Source organism: Streptomyces montanus (genome assembly GCF_005786655.1).
Lineage (GTDB): Bacteria > Actinomycetota > Actinomycetes > Streptomycetales > Streptomycetaceae > Streptomyces > Streptomyces sporangiiformans.
Genome location: NZ_VBZC01000012.1, coordinates 146,472 through 164,522, shown reverse-complemented (window position 1 = coordinate 164,522; position 18,051 = coordinate 146,472). Strand labels below are relative to the sequence as shown.

Genomic DNA, 18,051 nt, shown 5'->3' with positions numbered 1-18,051 from the left:
GCGCGCACGGTAGACAGAATCCACCAAGACGCCCCAAGCCGCAGTCGCTTGGGGCGTCCGCTGCGTTCGGGATTAGCTCCCGTACAGCCAGCTGTCGAACGCGGCGTTGTCGACCAGGTCGTAGAGCCCGAGGGCGCCGGGGAAGAGCACCAGGGCGAGGACGCCACACCGTACAAGTACCGGCGCCATGATCATGACGCCGCCTGTCTGGCTAGTGATCGTGCGCCAGTCGCGCCACCGTCGGATGTCACCCCCGCAAGCCATCCAGAAGAAGCCCCCGAACACGATCCCCGCCCCCGCGAAGACCATGGAGAACCCTGCCACCACGGCGAGGAACGTTACGCGGTCATGGTGATCAGTAACGAAGAACATGCCTACAAAGAGCAGGGCGACGGCGGCGATCCCCTGCACCGCCCCACGTACCACCACGTCCTTGAAGCGCAGCCGCGGCAGCCGTACACCGTCCCTGTCCGTGGCCCGTTGAGTGGCCGGCTCTGCTTGGGTGCGCTGCGTGCCCGTCATGAAGGGCACGCTATCTGAGCCCGGGACGCAAGCTCTCACGGCCTGCACAGCCCTCGGGATGCGGCTGGCTGGGAGGCGCAGCAGCCGTCGAAGGTCCGCCCAGGTTGCGCGTGGCTCGTAGCCGAACATCACTTGCCTTCCCTGGGATTGGAGGGAACCAGCAGGCCGTTGCCCGGCCACAGAGCGCACCCCGCTTCCGCGCAGGCGAGTTGTTTGCCGACCGCGACGAGGACTTCGATCCGGTCGGCGGGCCCGTACGTCTTATACCGCCCGGCCGCAGGGTCGTAGGCACGGACCTCGCTGTGCGGGCCCACGCACACCAGAGCACGGGCGATGTCCGGCAGGCCCAGGCTGAGGGCGTCGCATTCACGGTCTTGGATGAGCTGGAGCAGGTCGGCGGTGACCGCTTCCCAGTCGCCGACCGCCGGCCAGCGCGCACCGCCGTCCAGTTCGTGGGTGAGCGTGGACAGCGGCACGATCTCGCCTTGTCGGCGGCCGCGGGTGAGGCGGTCGTAGATGCGGGCGCCGTCGGGCTGCCGTACGCGCGGGTGCAGCAGGGAGGCTGCGGCCACGAGCGAGGTGTTGATCTCCTTGGCGGCGGCCGGGTAGTAGGCCTCGTGTGAGAAGAGCAGGTACACCTGGCGGGTGGGCTGCTCGGGGCCGTCCTGGGGCATGTGTGTTTCCTCCTTCGTCGACGAGATGGGGGTCGTGCGGTCGGCTGAGGGACGGGGGCCGGGCGGGTAGGGGCCCAGCGGCCGCTGTACGCCGAGCCGGTCGCGCCGGGCGGACGGTGCGTCGCCCTGCGTGGGTGTGGCGATCTGGCCGGTCTGGACGGCGAGTTGCAGCATCAGCCGCTCCCGGGCGATGAGCTCGCTGGAGGCCGAGCGGGTGTCGTGGCGCTGCAGCAGGTCTGCTGTGTCGAACAGCTGGTGGTGGCCGACTTCAACGGCGCGCCGTACCTCGTGGCGGTCGCAGCCGACGGCCGTCTGGACGAGGCCGGCATGCAGTGCGGCGAGGCGCTGCAGGTAGCGGCAGGCGGCTTCGGCCTCGACGATCCGGACGTTTTCGCTGGCGCGGGCATCGAGCGGGTCAGGCAGGTGCTCGACGAGGAGCGGGGCTAAGGCGGCCGCCGGCAGCACGATGCTGAAGGGGACGCCGTGAATGATCGCAAGGGTGGCCGCAAGCAGGGTGAGGGCCGCGACGGCGGCTGTGGCTGTCCGTACGGCAACGGGGCCGAGGCGGATTTGGTGTGCGGGACGCCTGGCCAGCCAGCGCAGGCTCAGGCGCTGGGAGTGGGTCGCGATCGGGGTGAACACGGCGATCCGGTGGGGCTGTTCGGGCAAGCTGCCGTCGGCAGGGACGGTCCAGTCGATCCACCCCCATCCGGTCCGTTCACGGATCAGGACGGGTTCGCAGCCAGCCGCGCACCCGGAGCCGCAGCAGACGTGGCCGTCGCGCACCGCGCGGGACCGTTTCCTCTCCCACCGCTGCCGCTGCTGCTGGAACGGGCTCAGCCGCTGAGCGATCCAGGCCGTCGGCGGTGCATGGGTGGTCATGGGGCCCTTCCTTCCAGGTGGGTCGATGCGGTGGCGCAGGTGGTGCAGCGGCCGTCGCCGTCGGGGTGGGCGCGCCGGGGAGTTGGGCCCGGGCAGGTACGGCACAGCGGCCAGCCCAGGCAGGCCGGGCAGAGGTCCTCGCCCGGGGCTGTGCCGGGAACACCGCAGCCGGCGCATTCGACGAGGGCCCGGTAGGCCAGGGCCTCGCTCACCGTGTGGGCGGCAGACGCCGTCGACGATCGTTTGGTGGTCGCCTGCGGGAGCGGCTCGTGAAGCGGGGGCGCGTCGTGGTGGTCTGCCACGGTCGCGGGCGGCGGGTAGGCCTGGGCGGCGCGTAGCCGGGCGGCGATGATCGCGCCAACCGTGGTACGCACCGGCCGCGGCAGGGGCCGGTCGGTAATGACGTGGCGCAGCTGCTCCCGGCTCCAGCCAGCGTCCATCATCACAGTGACCACGCGGCCCTGATCGGTCAGCGGCGCCCCGGTCAGGAGCAGTTCCGGACGGCTCGCTCCGATCTCGAGCAGCAGCCGGATCCCCGGATGCATCTCATCCGCCCCGGTCGCGTCGAGTCGATCCGTCCCGGCTGGCGTCCGCGCGGCTTCGCCGCGGTCGCACGGAGGGACGGAGCTGGTGTTCTGCTGGGTGGTCTTCTTTCTGTTGGTGTTCTTAGTACCGGGGTTAGCCAACGTAGGTTTATCCAGTACTGGAAAACCCGACTCTGGTTGTGACCTGGTGTTTTGCAGGCTGGGCAGATCGGTGATGAAGTACGCGGCCCCGCCCAGCGTGCCGTTCGGGTTGCGCTCGCGGTGCCGCTGCAGGAAAGCGTGGTTCTCCAGCTCTTTCAGTCCGCTGTTTACGGCAGCCTCGCCTTCGCGGCCCTGGCGGATCAGATCCGCGGTGGACGTCCTCCAGCCGTCGCGATGCGTACTGAGATAGCCGAAGATCCCCTTTGCCTTGAAGGACAACCTGCTGTCGCGGAACAACGCGTTGGCGATCTGGGTGAACTGATCGGCGGCCATCACGCCACGGCGGATCCCCGCGCCGAAGCCGCTGTCGTGCCCAGCCTCGGGCGCCGTGATCACCAGGTCGGCTTCGATCAGCGCGATGTCCACGGTGGCCGGGCGGTCGGTGATGCTGTAGACGACTTCGCCGAGAGTGCCGTCCGGGCGGCGCAGGCGTTCACGGATCAGGTAACCGTGCGTCTGAAGCTCCTTCAGGCCGGCGCGCACGGCCTCCCGTCCGTCGGGGCCCAGGCGGACCAAGTCGGCGATCGTCACTTGCCAGCCGTCCCGGTGCGTACTGATGTACCCGAAGATTCCCTTGGCCTTGTACGACAACTCGGTGTCGCGGAACAGTGCGTTGGCGATCTGGGTGAACTGATCGCCGGCCATCACGCCACGGCGGATCCCCGCCCCGAAGCGGCTCATCGCGCTGCCCCAGACGCAGGCCGCGCGCGGTGGCCGAGGCAGCCCACCAGGGCCACCGGGGTGGGGCGGCCGGTGGAGCTGGATGCGGGGGCGTGCGTGTGTTCCATGCCGTCAGCTCACCGGCCGACCCCGACCACGCTGACGGCCACCAGCCCCGACCATCGGTCACGATCCGGCAACATGCCCGTCTAGCTGCCGTGGTCGGGCTCATGGTCGGGCCGACCATGAGCCCTCAGCGCCGGCCGCCTGGTGCGCAGTCCCCGTTGCGCACCGCCCGTCCGGGGCTGCGCAATGGGGCTGCGCAACCGATCGAGGTTCGTGCGCAGTCGGGTTGCGGGGCGGGGATGCGCATTCCAGCCCATGGCGCCGGCTGTGCCCCTGCGCAGGTCCGGGTGTCGCAATGCGCAGGCACCTGCCGCGGCCGGTGCTGTGGCCGTCTGCGCATCGGCGTACGGGCCCGGTCGCTGTGCGGCGCAAGGGCGTCACGGCGGTCTTCGGCCGCGGACTTGTCACCGAGCACGCTCGGCTCCCACCGGCCCACGCCTGACCCGTGGTCGGGCCTGTGGTCGGGCCGACCATGACCCCGACCATGAGCTTCGTATCCCCATCGTGACCGTGGTCGGGGTCTCGTGGTCGGTGGTCGGGTCGGGGTCGCCGGGTTTTCTCAAGGTCAGCAAGTACACGATCTGACCTGGGAGTTTGACCATGTCTCCTGGCAAGCAGGCTTCGGAGAGCGGCGCTGCCCCTCCGATGGCCGCAGGCGTCGAGCTGGAGAAGATGAGGCGCCGCGTGCGTCTGTCGCGCCTGGCCCTGTTCACCGCGATCGCGGCCGGGCCCGTCGCCCTGGGCGTCGCGGTGATGTCCGGCCCGACCACGGTTGCCGCCGCCCCCTCGAACAAGCCGACTGCTGTGCGCACGGCCGCCGCGGCGGACCCGGCGGGCTATGCGCAGGTGTTCGTCGACGCGTGGTTGCGCAGCAGTGCCGACGACGCCAACAGTGCGCAGGCTCGGCTTGCGCAGTCCCTCGCGCCGGACGTCGATCTGCCGGACCCGGTTCCCAGTGCGCAGCCGAAGCTGGGCTCCGTGACCGCAGTGCGCAGTACGCAGCGCGACGCCGGCAAGTGGGCGGTGACGGTGGCTGCGCAGTACGCCGACGGCCCTGTGCGCTACTTCGTCGTTCCCGTGGCCGCCGACTCGAGCGGCAGCTCGTTCGCCGTGACCGGTGCCCCCGGCGTAGTGGCCGGCCCCGCGCGCGCCACGGTGGCCCAGTCGCCGTACGGCGTGAGCGTTCCCTCCGGCGGCGAACTAGGGTCCGCGGTCGGGGAGTTCTTCGGCGCGTACCTCACCGGGGCCGGGGAGGTGGACCGCTACCTCGCGCCCGGGGTGAAGCTGGCGCCGGTCTCCCCCGCCCCGTACACCGCGGTCACCGTCCAGGAGGTGTGGGGCGCTGAGGAGGCCGCGGCCGCCGAACAGGTGCCGGCCGACGGCACCAAGGTTCGCGTCCGCGTCCAGGTCGAAGCCCGCGATGACGCCGGGCGCTGGCCGCTGGCGTACGACATCGACCTCAAATCCCGCTCCGGCCGGTGGGAAATCTCGGCGCTGCAGTCCGGGAGCGTCCAGGACGGGGGTGCCCGGTGAACTCGGTGCACAGCCTGATGCTCGCCGGGCAGCTGGACGACCTCGGCGACAGCTGGATCAACATGTTCGAGGACTGGGCCACCAAGGGCCTGCAGGCCGGTCTCATCGTGCTGGTCGTCGTCATCATGATCCAAAAGTTCAGCCTGAAAGCCGGGATCGGCGCTCTCCTGCTGATGATCATCGCGCTGGGGCTGTACGACTCCCGCGAGGACCTGGCGGACATGTTCACCGATGAGGTCAAGAACCCGGCCAAGGGCGCGCCCACCGTCCCCGGCATCGTGCGCAGTACCGACCCGATTCCGCGTGAGCTTTCCGTCGGCGCGGGAGGCTGGCTGTGAGCGCGGCCGCCCAAGTGCGTACGGGGCGCTTTTATACCTCCGCCCGCCGCCACCCCTGGGTACTGGGGAAGGTCGCCGACTGGAAGATCCCGCTCGGCCCGTACACCCCTGCACAGATCGCGGTCGCCGTCGGCGGCGGCTTCCTCCTGGTCAAGACCATCAGCTGGTGGTCGTGGATGGGCCCGGTGCCGATCGTGGCCTGGGTTCTGACGGTCTGGGCGATACGCCGACCGAAGATCAAGGGGCGCGCCCCGTTGCAGGCGGCTCTGGGCTGGATGCTGCTCGCCTGGCAGCCGCAGGGCGGCCGGATGGGCGGGAGGGCCGCCCGGGACCGTATCTCCCGTCCCCTGCTGGGCGGCTTCACCGTCGAAGAGGCTGCTCCCGTTGTCCCTGCCATGGCCGCACCGCCCCGGGCCAACCAGCCTGCAGCTGGCCGGAGTGCACGCCGCGGTCTGGCGGTCCGCCCGTCAGTGCGGCCAGGCCAGGATGCGCAGGTGCCCCCGCAGGCGGGTCCGGTGTCGGGTGTCCAGCAGTTGCTCGCCCTCGCCCAGCAGGCGGGGGGTGCGCGGTGAGGGTGCCGATCCGTCACATCGCCGGGCATCTGGTGTGGTCGACACATGGCAGCGTGTGGGCTCTCTACCGGCTGCACCCCGGCCCGGACGCGCGCGGCCGGAGGGAGGAGACCGTCCAGGGCACGTACGTGCCGGCCGCGGTCCGAGACGAACAGCTCGCCAAGATCACGCACCTGGTCCGCTCCCTGACCGGGGCGCCGCGCCTGTTCGGGCTGTGCGCCCAGGTCGACCCGGGCGAGATCGCCCTGCGCATGATCGAGGGCATCGAGCCTGGCGACCAGCCCCCCGGCAGCGCGCACCCGTGGGTGGAGAACGTCGACGCCACCTTGGACTTGCTCAACGAGCAGGAGATGCACCGCCGCACACTCTGGCTGGCGGTGCCGCTGCAGAACGAGGCCGCCGGCGGGCAGGTGACCGCGTCACTCGGCGCGATGTGGGCGGACGTCGCGCCGATACTGGGCATGCGGGCCGCTCCCGTGGCGCGCCGCGAGGTGACCTCCTACCGCGAGCAGGCCTCCCGGGTGGAAGCCGCCCTCGCCGGCGGCGTCGCCTTCCGCCCGGCCCGCCCGGCGGAGATCGTGTGGATGATCCAGCACGCCCTCCATCGCGGCCTGGACGAGCCGCTGCTCACCGAAGCCGAGAGCAGCGAGTTGTACGGCGGACAGCTGACGGCGGGGATGCTGCACTCCCCCAGCTACGCCGATCTCGGCCAAGTGCGCCTGCAGGAGGGCGGCGTTGATCCCGCGCTCGACGACGTTGACGACCTGGCCAGTGCGGACCGGATCGGCCGGTCGGGCCGCAAGGCCTGGTGGCGGCTGAAGACGGCCTCGCCGCTGCGGCGGCGGTGGCTGCAGGTGGAGTCCGACGGCGGAGTGGGCTATCAGGCGCAGCTGGCGCTTGCCGAGTGCCCGCCCGGGGTCAGCCAGGACGCCGCCGACCTCTTTGCTCAGCTGGAAATGCTGGACTTCCCCGTCGACTACGCCGTCGACCTCACCCTGGTGCCGGCGGAGAAGGCCCGCGACCAGGTGCGGCGTAAGAAGAACGAACTCATCGACCAGGCCGACCAGTACGACGCGCGCCCCACCGGCATGCCCGCCTCCCTGACCGACGCCGCCCGCGACCTGGGCGAGCTGGACGCCCGCCTGTCCCGCACCAGCGTGGAGGTCGAGGTCCAGTCGGTGACGGTGTTGACGGTGTGGGGGCCGACCGCCGCCGTGTGCGACGCCCGCGCCCGCGCCCTGGTCGCGCTGCTTAGCGCCGCCGACTACCGGGCGGTCCGCCCGGCCGGCCTGCAGGAGGCCCTGTTCACCCTGGGGCTGCCCGGTACCGCCCGGCCGGGTGTAGTCCGGGAGTTCACCCAGCACCAGGTCAGCGAGGACTGGGCGTTGGGCGGGGCGTTCACCGCTGCGGAGGTCGGCGACCCCAACGGCATGTTCCTCGGCATCGATCTAGACTGCGGCACCACCCGCCCCGTGATGATCAATGTGGCGGACGCGCCGAAACAGGACGCGTCCGCTTCCATGGGGATCGTCGGCGATCTCGGCGCGGGCAAGAGCGTCCTGGAGAAGTTGATCTCTGAGGCGGTGTGGGCGCGCGGCGGGTGCGCGATCTGCATCGACCGCACGCCTGTGCGGGAGTGGGCGAGCTTCGCCCGCACCGCGGCGAAGGGCCGCTGCCAGATCATCGACGCAGCCCAGGCCGAGGTGTCCATCGACCCCTTGCGCATGTTCGACGGCCCCGAGGGACGCCACTACGCCCTGTCCTATCTCACGCTCCAGCTCGGCATCGGTCCGATGAGCACCAACGGGGAGGTCCTGCACCACGCTGTCGAGCGGGCCGCAGCCAGCGACGCCCCCTCCATGCACCGTGTCGTGGAGGTCCTCGAGGAGATGGCCGGGGCGGAGGCGGGCAAGCGGCAGGACGCGGCCGCCACCCTCGCCGGACTCATCCGCGTCGTGGCCAGCAACCCGCTTGCCGCGATGGTGTTCGACCCCACGCTGCCGCCCGTGCGGCTGGACGCCTCCAGCGCCTCCGACATGATCGTGATCACGACGACCGGCTTGAAGCTGCCGCCGAAGGCGGCGTTCGACAAGCCCGAAGTGCTGCACCAGCAGCCGCTCGAAGCCCTGATCGGCCGCGCGGTCCTCTACCTGATCGCGGCGATTGCCCGGCAGACCGCGTTCGAGGACCCGGAGCGGTTCACGGCAGTGGTCCTGGACGAGCTGTACTGGCTCACCTCGTCGGCCGAGGGCACCGCCCTGGTCCACGAGATCCTCCACGACGGCCGCAAGCACGGCGCCGGGCTCCTCGCTGGATCCCACGATTCAGAAGAACTCGGACCCGACCGCGGGCTGATGGCCTACCGCGCGCTCGCCCGCACCGCCGATCGCGAACGCGCCCGCCGCGGGCTGGAGTTCCTCGGTCTCGATCCGAGGGACCCGGAGCTGCTGCGGCTGGTGACCACCGGCCTGTCCCCGGTCGGACAGCGCGGCCGCGAGGGCGAGTTCCTGATCACCTGCCCGCGGCAGAACACCGGCCGCGTCAAGGTCGTCATCCCCCGCATCGAACGGATCTCCTCCTCCATCACCACCACACCGGGACGCCGCACCACCGTGCCCGCGCCGCTCGCGGGTGCCGCCACGGGTGACCGTCCGAAGGAACTTCGATGACCTCTTTCACACCCAGTCGCTCACGGCGCCTGGCCGCAGCCGCGAGCGCCCTCACGGCGATCGCCATCGCGGTCGGCGTGCTCGTCCTGGCGCTCGGGGCGAGCCTGCCAGAGGCCTGGTGGCCACGCACCGGACAGGCCTTCGCCACCGAATCCTCCTCCGCGCGCGAGGATCCGTGCGGCTTGATCGTGGGACCTGCCAAGGCGTACTGCGAACGCGACACCACAACGACTGCCTCTGCCCCCGCCGAGCACCCCGCCGACGTCGCCGGGGCGGCGTGGACGCTGGTGCCAGCCGGCACGGGCCTGGCTGCCCTCGTGATGTGGCGGCGCCGGGGCGCCGCTCGGCAAGGACGGCGCTGAATGCGGCGCCCAGACCGCGGCACGCTCCGCTCGGCCGGTGTCGTCGTCCTGCTCTCCGGCGTCTTCGTCTTGGTCAACAGCCAAGTCGTGTATGCGGCGAGCAGCAGCAGTGAGACCGGTGACCTCCTCGGGCCGCTGAACATCACCTCCTCCGAGGGGGTGGCAATCAACGGCTACGAGCTGGCCGCCGAAGGCGGCTCCATCGTCAGCTTCAAGACCCAGTCCCTCGCCTTCGCCCTGTCCGGCCTTTTCACTCTCATCCGGCTGCTGGTCGGGTTGGCAGGCTGGGCGATCGAGGTCGCCTTCCGGTTCCCGCTGCTGAAGATCCTCACCGCACCGGCGCAGAAGGTCGCCGACGCCTACAACAACGTGGTCGTCGACACCCTCGGTCTGAAGGGCCTGTTGCTGGCCTGGGCGTTCGTCTTCGCCGGTTTCATGATCGTGCGCGGCCGGGTGGGCCGTGGTCTGGGCGAAATCTTCCTGACTCTGCTGATCGCGGCGTTCGCAGCTTCCGCGTTCGTCCGCCCCGACTACCTGCTCACCCAGGACGGCCCGCTGGGGCAGACCCAGCAGGTGGCCGCCGAGGTCGCCAAGGAGAGCGTCAACTCCTACAACTGGGGCGGCAAGCTCGCCAGCAAGGGCCCGTGTGACGGCATGGCCGGCATGCAGGAGACCAAGTGCCTTCAGCGGGAAGCCGAAGCCCCTGTCTCCTCGACGGATGTGGCCCGCCCTCTCCAGGACTCGATCACCAACGCGCTGATCGTGAAGCCGTACATGCTGCTGCAGTACGGGCGGATCCTCGACCCGGCCAAGCCTTCCGACCGCAAGGCGTATGCGATCCATCTGAAGTGGATCGTCGGCGGCTACAAGGCGGGCGAGCCCTCGGAAGACCGGAAAGACGCCTGCAGCCTGGTCTACGGTCCGGCCAAGGAGTACTGCGAGCGCGGCACCGACGACTCTCCCCGTGGGAGTGACGACCTTCCCTCCCTCACGCCTGGTGGTGAACTGCTCGACACCGTCACGCCGGTGGTCAGTGAGGAAGACCAGGAGTTCGCTGCGTTCCTCGCCGATTTGAAGAAGGCTGGCCCGGTCGGCAAGTCGTGCGCCGCCTACGCCGAGAAGCCCACCTGGTGGCGGGTCGGCGGCGCCGCCCTGCTGCTGATCGCCGCGCTGTTCATCTGCGGCATGCTGCTGTCGTCCGCGATCGTCCTGCTCGGCACCCAGGGCATCTGCGCGGCCGCCGCGGCCGCGGGCGGGGTCACGTTCGTCGCCGGCATGTTGCCCGGGCCCGCGCGCCAGTCGGTGTGGAAGTGGCTGTCGCTGTGGGGGATCGCGATCCTCGCGCTGGTCGGGATCTGCGCGTTCGTGCCGTTCTTCGGTATCGCCGTGGACGCCACCATCACCAACGGGCCCGACCTGGTGGTGGAGCGGATCCTGCTGATTGACGTGCTGGCCATCGCGGGCGCGGCCGGTCACCGCCGCCTGCTGACCGGCATCAGTTCCTTCGGCCGCCGTATGGCGATGCGGATGCGCTACGCCAAGGTCGGTGGCACCCATATGCCGGGCGACACCTCCGAACTCGGCGCCGCCCTCGCCATGAACTCCCCCGCAGCGATGGGCGGATACGGGGGCGGACTGCGCGCCTTCACCGGAGGTGGTGGCCGGTACGGGATGCTCGGCACCCGCCAGCGGCTGATGGGCGCCCTCACCTCGTTGTTCGACGGGGCGGGCATGCCGGTGGACACCGGCCGCGTGCTCGCCGACGCCACCGCGGAAGCCGGGCGCGGGCTCGCCCCGCTCACCGCGGCGGCCGCCGTGGGCGGGGCGGGGGCGCGGCTCGGTGCGAAGGGCGCGCACTGGCTGCTGATCGGCCGTCGGCCGGACAAGGAACAGTTGGCCAAGTGGCAGAAGCCCACAGCTGACGGCGACCCGAACGCGAGCGGCCCGTCCGGCGGCCCAGGCGGCGGTTCGGGCGGTGGAGGGCCGCGCCGTCCTGGCGGTCCGCCCGACCGGTACCGCGACGAGGACGGCCAGGTCCGCGACCGCAACTCCGGCAAGGTGCTGCACGACCAGAACTCCGACCGCACCCTGTTGTCGACGCGCGCCCACAACCGTCTGGTCCGCTTCCGCGGTTACCGCATTCTCCACCGGGGCGGCAGGACCGCGTACGGGGCGACGGTCGGCGTGCCGGCAGGCGTCCGCCGGGCCCGGTCGGGAGGTTCGCGCTACTCCCAGGACGCCCGCCAGCAGGTGCGGGTATGGGGCAACACGGTGCGCGAGGACGGACGGGCCTGGGCAGACACGGGGCGTCATGTGTCCGGGGTCATTCGGGAGAACACCGCCGACCGCGGCGGGCCCGGCCCCTTCGTCAGCCGTCGCCTGCCGACCCGGGCGGCCCCGGCCCGGCGTGCGGGCACTCCTCCGATTCCGCCCGGATCCTCCAGCTCCGCAGGCCGTACGAGTCCAGCCGCACACCCCATGGCGCCGACGTCACCAGCCGCAGGCAGTGCCGCTCCGTCCGCGCCGACGTCCCCGACGCGGCTCGGAGGCGGTACGCCCCAGCGTCCGGCAAACCCGGCACCGACCAGGCCCGGGCCGGTCTTTCCCGGAGGCGGAGGCACCAGCAGCAGCACCCGTGACGCGGCGGCCGCCAGGTTCCAGGAGCTGCTGCGGCGGACCGAGCCCGACGCCGAGCGACTGCGCCAGGAACGGGGCCGCCAGGACGAGGACGGTGGGGACGAGTGAGGCCGGCCCGGCGCCGCATGGCGCGGTGGGGATGCTTAACCGTGCTGCTGCTGTTCACCGCCGTGTGCTGCGCCGCACCCGTCTCCAACGCGATCAGCGCGGTCATGGCCCAGCAGAGCAGGACGAGTGACGACGGCGGGATCGCCGAGGGCGGCACCGCGGCCGACATCCCGCCGCGCATGCTCACCGCGTACAAGAAGGCAGTCCAGAAGGTCGGGAAGCATGTGCCGAAGTGCCGGGGGATGCGCTGGCCGATCCTGGCCGGCATCGCCAAGGTCGAGTCGAACCACGCTGTTGGCCGCAACATCGCGGACAACGGGGACATCCGCCCGCGCATCTACGGGGTGCTCCTCAACGGCTCCGGCGCCGGCGGCAACACCACCGTCTTCCCAGACACCGACAACGGCCGCTGGGACGGCACCGCGCACGGTGAGCGCGCCGTCGGTCCCTTCCAGTTCCTGCCCTCCACCTGGGAGGGCGTCGGGAAGGACGCAGGCGGCGACAAGACGGCTGACCCGCACAACGCCGACGACGCAGCGCTCGGCGCCGCGATCTACCTGTGCGGAAACGGCCGCGACCTGGCCAAGCGCGCCCAGCTCAAGGGGGCGATCCTGCAGTACAACCACTCGTCCGAGTACGTCTCCAACGTGCTGGGCTGGGTCGACCAGTACACAGCGGCCGCCAAAGGCCCCAGCCTCAAGGACGTCTCCGCCAAGGTCCGAACCGTCCTCGAGACGGCCCTCTCCCAGCGTGGTGTCCCGTACTCGTGGGGCGGGGGCAACGCGAGCGGCAAGACGTACGGCAAATGCTGCTCGCCCCGTGGCAAGAGCGGCACAAACATCAAGGGCTTCGACTGCTCGGGGCTGACCACCTACGCCTACGCCAAGGTCGGCATCCGTCTGCCGCGCCTTGCCGCCGACCAGGCCGGTGTCGGACGGCGGATCCCCGCCAGTCTCGGCACCAGTGCCTTGAAGGCGGGCGACCTCGTCTTCTACGCCTACGCCCCGGGTCGCGACTCGACGATCTATCACGTCGGCATCTATGTCGGAAGCGGTCAAATGATCAACGCTGCGCGCCCGGGCACTGTCGTACGGCTGGACGCGGTCGACGCGATGTCCGGTTATGCGGGAGGGGCCCGGCTGATATGACCACCACCCCACGCACACCGCGTCTGCTGTTGATCAGCGCTGTCGTCCTCGCCGTGGCTGGCGTAGTCCTTCTGAGCTTGCCGCACGACCAGGAGGTACCGGTTTCGGCGACTCCGCCGAGCGCGACCGCGTCCACGCATCCCTCACCGGCGGCCTCCTCGCCTTCCGACCACAAGCCGACGGACAGCACGCCTCCGGGCCAGGCGGCACTCGAGTCCGTGCTGCCGCCGCACGGCGAAGGCGCAGCCGGTGACCAGGCGATTCAGAAGGCGTTGGAGGCTGCGTGGCCCGCTGACCTTCCCGCGGGCGACGAGCGTCAGTTGCTCACTGCCGGGCGTGCTCTCCTGCGCGCGGACGCCACCGGGATCGGCCGCGCCAACTGGCCCGCCCTCTTCCCCTCCCGGAAGCAGGCGGTGGCCCCTGCGTTCGCCACTTCCCGCTTCCGCATCCAGGCCGCGATCGCCCGCCGCGACCGGAGCTCCGCGAAGGCGGTGGTCCATCTCGTGTGGGCGGGGGCCGACCGCGGCGGCACTTACACCGACGGCCGCATCACCGACCTGCACTTCACCCGCACGACTTCGAACAAGGACGGAGGCGCCGCGTGGACTCCACAGCCCCATATCTGACCAACCAGACCGATCAGATGGCCTCCGGTCAGGTACTCGGCCTGATCACCTGGCTGGTCGACGCCGTCGGCTGGTTCTACGACCACTGGTACCTTCTGGCACTGGCTGTCGCCGTGGCCTGGGGCGTGGGCGAGATGGTGGTGCGCCGCCTGGCAAGGAAGGCCTCGGCCGAGCGGATGGCGCTGGAGCTCGTGCCGGCGCGGCACTTCGACCCCGGCCTGGAGGAGATCTTCCGCCGTGGGGTCCAGCTCGCCCGGGCCTCGACGAGCATGCCGTGGTGGGCGCCGCGCCGTACGAAGGCGGTGCAGATCCGGCTGCGCGCGGACGGCTCGAGTCCGCTGCGCTACCGGATCGAGGGTCCCGCAGGCGGCGAACGCCTGCTGTCGATCACTCCCTTCGGCCCGGCCGTCACGGTGAACCGGGCTCGTCCGCTCGTCGACAAGCCGCGTGAGCATGTGGTGCGGGCGGAGTTCTTCCTGCGCGGCAAGCCCACGGCCCCGCTGCGTGAGGTTCCGCTGGACCCGGACCCGTTGCAGCCGCTGGTCGATGCCGTCTCCGACCTGCGGGCGGAACTGGGTGACCTGGCCGAGATACGGCTCGACATCCAGCGGGCTCCCAAGTGGGCGCTGCGGGCGCGCCGTGTGCAGCTGATGTCGGACGCCCGCCGCAGGGAGCGGCGCGAGGCCCAGCGGGCTGCCAGGTGGGTGCGGCAGGACGCCGCCGGCATCGAGGACTCGCTGGCCTGGCAGTTGCAGCAGTTGGTCAGCGGAAAGCAGGGCGGGGGCGGGCGCCGTCTGGTGATGCCACCTGTCCCCCGCCGGGTGGACCCTGAGGACGCACTGGGCAAGCTCGCCGATGACGACCACCTCGTCCGTGTGCAGTTGCTCGTGATGTGCGCGTCGAACACCAAAGGCCGATCCGAGGCCCGGCTCGCCCAGCTGCAGGCCGCCTTCGACGTGTTCGGCGGCGGCTCGCGGTGGGCGATGCGCGGGTGGCTCGTGGGCCCGTGGCGGTTCGGGGCCGACCGCTGGCCCAGCCGACGCGGCTTCGAGCGCCGCTGGCGGCTGAGGCACTGCCAGCCGCCCCGCCCGAACTGGGTGCGCCTGGAGGAACTGGCCGGTCTACTCAAGCCACCCACGGTGCACTGCCGACTGCCGCTGCTCGCCGGAGACCTACCGACCTTCGAGTTCGGGAACCCCGAGTTGCTGCTGCAGGGCATCTACCGCGGTCCTGAGGGCCGCCGGCGGTTGGTCGCCAGCTATGCCAAGGAGACGCTGTTCGAGGTCGGGGTGGGCAAGGCGGGAGGCGGCAAGACCGAACGCGCCCTGGCGCAGGCGATCGGCTGGGCGCATGCCGGTGGTGGGCTGATGTTCGTCGACCCGCACCGCGACTCCTGGCCCCGCGCTCTGCCGTTCCTCTCCCACGACGTGCTGATGCAGCGGATCGCGCTCATCGACCTCAACGCCAATGGGCCTGCTCCGCAGGTGAGTTCGTGGAACCCGCTCGGTATGCACCAGGGCCAGGTGGCGCACGAGGTCGTCGAGGCCACCGCCGACGCCTTCGCGTCCGCACTCGGCTGGGACGATGCCAGCGCACCCCGGGCGCTGACCATCCTCACCGCCGCCCTGGCGGTGCTGGTGACTGTCAACGACGCCGCATGCCAGGCCGGGCGCCCCGAGGACCAGGCCACTGTCTTCCATGTGCGGTCGCTGCTCACCGACTCGGTCTTCCGCGCTGCGGCGCTCGCCGGGGTGGAGGGGCGCCTGGATGAGGAGACCCGCTCCTGGTGGCGCACAGTGTTCCCGACACTGCCCGTCGACTCCTTCGCCGTGGTCCTCAACCCGATCGCCCGCCTGGCCTCCAACCCCGTCACCCGCGCGTTTCTCGGGCAGCCGGCCGGCGTCTACAACATCCGCGCCGCGATGGACTCGAAGATGATCGTGTGGGTGTGCCCGGGCGGGAACGGGCCCACCGACCGGCTGGTCACCGCACTGCTCGCCCGGGACCTGCTGCGCGCCGTGCGCTCCCGCCGCGATACCCCGGAAAACCAGCGGGTGCCGTTCCGCCCGTACTTCGACGAGCTGATCACCCTGACCGGCGCGGCCCCGGAGACGATCGCCGCGATGTTCGAGGACTTCCGCAAGTACAAGGTCCACGTCCACGGCATGACGCAGCTTTTGGCCCGCCTGCCCATCCCGGTGCGGCTGTCGCTGGTGCAGAACGCCTCCACCCTGGCGTCAACTGCGGGCTCTCAGTCAGCCGTTGCTCCGATTACCTCGGAATGGGGCGACCGGCCTAGCCCCGACGTCGTCGCCGCCCTGGACCGGTTCGATCACTACATGTCGCTGACAGTCAAGGGCCGTCGCGTCGGTCCCGTCCGGATCACCGGCCCGCACCTGGACGAGGTCTTCGCCGACTACTGCCGGCCCGGTCAGGCAAAGGCACTGGAGCGCGCGGCCCGGGCGATGGCCGGCGCGGCGCCGCTGGACCAGCTCACGGACCGGGCCGTCCAACAGCTCACCCGTGTGAACGGCTTCCTCGCCCAGCACGCCTCCACCACCCCGCCGGCTGTACATCTGCAGAAGAAGGGATACAGGTGACTACCGCCTTTGAGACCGTGTCGTCCGGGCGTACGCCGAGCCCGGTCGAGCCGCTGCCGCATCAGCTACTGGCCGCGCTCGGCCAGCACCGGATGGCGACCACGAATCAGCTCCACGACCTGTTGCGGCCCGGCGCGGCGCGTCAGACCGTGTCCACGCCGTTGAACCGGCTGCGCCGCGAGGGCCTGGTGGACTACACGGTGTTGCCGCAGTCCAACCGGTCCCGCGCCTGGTTCCTGACGAGCGAGGGTGCCCGGCTGACCCGGGACTTCCCCGCGCTGCGCGGCCGTCCGCCCTATCCGATCAACTCGGCCACGGCTGCCTCGCTCAAGACCCCGCACACCCTCACCGTGGTCCGCAGCCATCTGGCGTTCGTCGCCGATGCCCGCCGACGCGGGGATGAGCACGGTCACCTGGACTGGACGCCGGAGGTCTCCCACCCGCTCAGCGACGGCGAGAGGATCATCACGGATGCGGTGATGCACTACACCCTCATCGGTGAGGATCAGCGGACGAAGCTCAGGGCGTTCGTCGAGGTCGACCGGGCGACCATGGGCAGCGAGCGGCTCGCGTCGAAATTGATTGAGTACGCGCGACTGTGGTCATACGAACCACAGGCCGTCGGTCGGCAGCGCTCGAGGCAGCCGGCCACCCCGGGAGCCATCTGGCTGCGTTGGTATCCCGTGTTCCCCCGGGTGTTGTTCGTACTGACCGGGGCCTCCAAGTACGTCCTGGACAACCGGATCAGCGACTTGCAGGCCATGGTGGCGCAGCACCCTCTCGTGGGCTCGTTGGCCCGGCAGGTGGCAATGGGCGCTGCGGTCCTGGATGACCTCGAAGTGCAGGGCGCCTCCGGAGACGTGTGGGTGCCGCTGGCCGGCGGCGAGCGGCGCCCCTGGACCGAACTGTGAGAGCCCTCGCCCGTACGGCTACGTCGCGCATCCTGCGCTGTCGTGTTCTCCCTGGAGACCGCCGTCGCACCAGAGCCATTGATGCTGGGCGTCGTTCATCACCGAACGCGCCGCCTCCGTCAGCCAGTTGGAGAGCAAGTGTGATCTCAGCAGGACCGACCGGTTCCTGCTTCAGCACGGTGCCACAGTCACTGAGCCGCGGCTGTGTCAGTGGGTGGCACAGTACGCCGCCAAGCTCCAGGCGATCCCTGCTTTGCACCGCGCTCGGTGGCCCCAGATCAACGGTGTGAGGGGACGTCACGAACATTCGAGCGACACACGGTCAGGGGCACGTGGAACGTGTGCCGTTCGGTGCGGTGAGGGGACTAGGGTGGTGCCGCGCCGTTCTCTGTGTCCTGCGGGACGCGGCAAATGGTCCTTGGACACGACGATGGCCCCGCATGGCTCCAGGTCGCCACAACCTGGATCGCGCCAACGGGGCCGAGCCGGTGCGAGGAAGCTACTCGTCAAATGCGTCTCGCACAGTGCGAGACCGAGGTCTTGGAAACGAGGTCTCGCTGCGATGCAGCGTACCCGTAACTGTCCTTTGGGACACAACACGCCCCGCCAGGTGGAGGCTGTGTCAGCTCCGGCCCCCTGGTGGATTTCCGCATGCCGTCCGGCATGCGGCTCTGCCACGGTCCCCGATGAGGGGGGCTGGATGACGTAACCCATCGAAGGGGCGGATCCCAGCGGCGCCTTCCTCAAGGGCCACTGCCGTCCCTGGCCACGAGGCCCGGTCCCCACCGGGCCGTTCGGCTGAACTGCCACCGCCCTCTCCAGGGGCCTAATCCCTGGTCAGGCGAAGTGCCCGACCTCCCCAGGTCGGACAGATTTTCAGGTTCTCCAGAACCCCGAAGCACCGTCACCGGGCTTCGTTGTGCCCCGGCACAAAGGC

Annotated in this window: 13 protein-coding genes; 10 read left to right on the top strand and 3 right to left on the bottom strand. The window is 70.6% G+C overall.

From position 1 onward, the window contains the following. Nucleotides 1-72 precede the first annotated feature (72 nt). From FE633_RS13510 to FE633_RS13500, 3 genes are all read right to left on the bottom strand, one after another. Nucleotides 73-522 (bottom strand): DUF6336 family protein, encoded by a 450-nt coding sequence (locus FE633_RS13510; RefSeq protein ID WP_246113601.1) that lies wholly within the window; start codon nucleotides 520-522, stop codon nucleotides 73-75. 128 nt (nucleotides 523-650) lie between these two features. Further along, a complete protein-coding gene (locus FE633_RS48330) occupies nucleotides 651-2,078 on the bottom strand; it encodes a hypothetical protein (protein ID WP_246113600.1) in 1,428 nt (475 codons plus the stop codon). After that, a complete protein-coding gene (locus FE633_RS13500) occupies nucleotides 2,075-3,505 on the bottom strand; it encodes a hypothetical protein (protein ID WP_138045364.1) in 1,431 nt (476 codons plus the stop codon). Before FE633_RS13500 ends, FE633_RS48330 begins: the two co-directional genes overlap by 4 nt. A gap of 705 nt (nucleotides 3,506-4,210) precedes the next feature. Here FE633_RS13500 and FE633_RS13495 point away from each other — a divergent pair. Genes FE633_RS13495 through FE633_RS13450 form a run of 10 tightly spaced genes read left to right on the top strand, consistent with a single transcriptional unit; the run spans nucleotide 4,211 to nucleotide 17,114 of the window. Next, a complete protein-coding gene (locus FE633_RS13495) occupies nucleotides 4,211-5,143 on the top strand; it encodes a conjugal transfer protein (protein ID WP_138045363.1) in 933 nt (310 codons plus the stop codon). Further along, on the top strand, nucleotides 5,140-5,481 hold the full coding sequence (locus FE633_RS13490) for a hypothetical protein (protein ID WP_138045362.1): 342 nt from the start codon (nucleotides 5,140-5,142) through the stop codon (nucleotides 5,479-5,481). Before FE633_RS13495 ends, FE633_RS13490 begins: the two co-directional genes overlap by 4 nt. Continuing rightward, entirely contained in the window at nucleotides 5,478-6,053 is a 576-nt protein-coding gene (locus FE633_RS13485) for a hypothetical protein (protein WP_138045361.1), read from the top strand. The genes FE633_RS13490 and FE633_RS13485 overlap by 4 nt, the downstream gene beginning before the upstream one ends. Next, a complete protein-coding gene (locus tag FE633_RS13480) occupies nucleotides 6,050-8,722 on the top strand; it encodes an ATP-binding protein (RefSeq protein WP_138045360.1) in 2,673 nt (890 codons plus the stop codon). The genes FE633_RS13485 and FE633_RS13480 overlap by 4 nt, the downstream gene beginning before the upstream one ends. After that, nucleotides 8,719-9,084 (top strand): hypothetical protein, encoded by a 366-nt coding sequence (locus FE633_RS13475; RefSeq protein WP_138045359.1) that lies wholly within the window; start codon nucleotides 8,719-8,721, stop codon nucleotides 9,082-9,084. The genes FE633_RS13480 and FE633_RS13475 overlap by 4 nt, the downstream gene beginning before the upstream one ends. After that, entirely contained in the window at nucleotides 9,085-11,829 is a 2,745-nt protein-coding gene (locus tag FE633_RS13470) for a hypothetical protein (RefSeq protein ID WP_138045358.1), read from the top strand. It abuts the gene before it with no gap. Nucleotides 11,830-11,870: 41 nt separating this feature from the next. After that, nucleotides 11,871-12,977, top strand: coding sequence for a C40 family peptidase (locus FE633_RS13465; protein ID WP_246113599.1), 1,107 nt, complete (start codon nucleotides 11,871-11,873; stop codon nucleotides 12,975-12,977). Then, nucleotides 12,974-13,603, top strand: coding sequence for a hypothetical protein (locus FE633_RS13460; protein ID WP_138045356.1), 630 nt, complete (start codon nucleotides 12,974-12,976; stop codon nucleotides 13,601-13,603). The genes FE633_RS13465 and FE633_RS13460 overlap by 4 nt, the downstream gene beginning before the upstream one ends. Further along, complete coding sequence (locus FE633_RS13455; protein ID WP_138045355.1) at nucleotides 13,579-16,203, top strand: ATP/GTP-binding protein; 2,625 nt, start codon at nucleotides 13,579-13,581, stop codon at nucleotides 16,201-16,203. Before FE633_RS13460 ends, FE633_RS13455 begins: the two co-directional genes overlap by 25 nt. Further along, entirely contained in the window at nucleotides 16,200-17,114 is a 915-nt protein-coding gene (locus FE633_RS13450; protein WP_138045354.1) for a replication-relaxation family protein, read from the top strand. Before FE633_RS13455 ends, FE633_RS13450 begins: the two co-directional genes overlap by 4 nt. Nucleotides 17,115-18,051: the final 937 nt, after the last annotated feature.

Coding starts and splice junctions, on each gene's coding strand:
- FE633_RS13510 (WP_246113601.1), bottom strand. CDS start 522: ATGACGGGCACGCAGCGCACCCAAGCAGAGCCGGCCACTCAACGGGCC.
- FE633_RS48330 (WP_246113600.1), bottom strand. CDS start 2,078: ATGACCACCCATGCACCGCCGACGGCCTGGATCGCTCAGCGGCTGAGC.
- FE633_RS13500 (WP_138045364.1), bottom strand. CDS start 3,505: ATGAGCCGCTTCGGGGCGGGGATCCGCCGTGGCGTGATGGCCGGCGAT.
- FE633_RS13495 (WP_138045363.1), top strand. CDS start 4,211: ATGTCTCCTGGCAAGCAGGCTTCGGAGAGCGGCGCTGCCCCTCCGATG.
- FE633_RS13475 (WP_138045359.1), top strand. CDS start 8,719: ATGACCTCTTTCACACCCAGTCGCTCACGGCGCCTGGCCGCAGCCGCG.
- FE633_RS13470 (WP_138045358.1), top strand. CDS start 9,085: ATGCGGCGCCCAGACCGCGGCACGCTCCGCTCGGCCGGTGTCGTCGTC.
- FE633_RS13460 (WP_138045356.1), top strand. CDS start 12,974: ATGACCACCACCCCACGCACACCGCGTCTGCTGTTGATCAGCGCTGTC.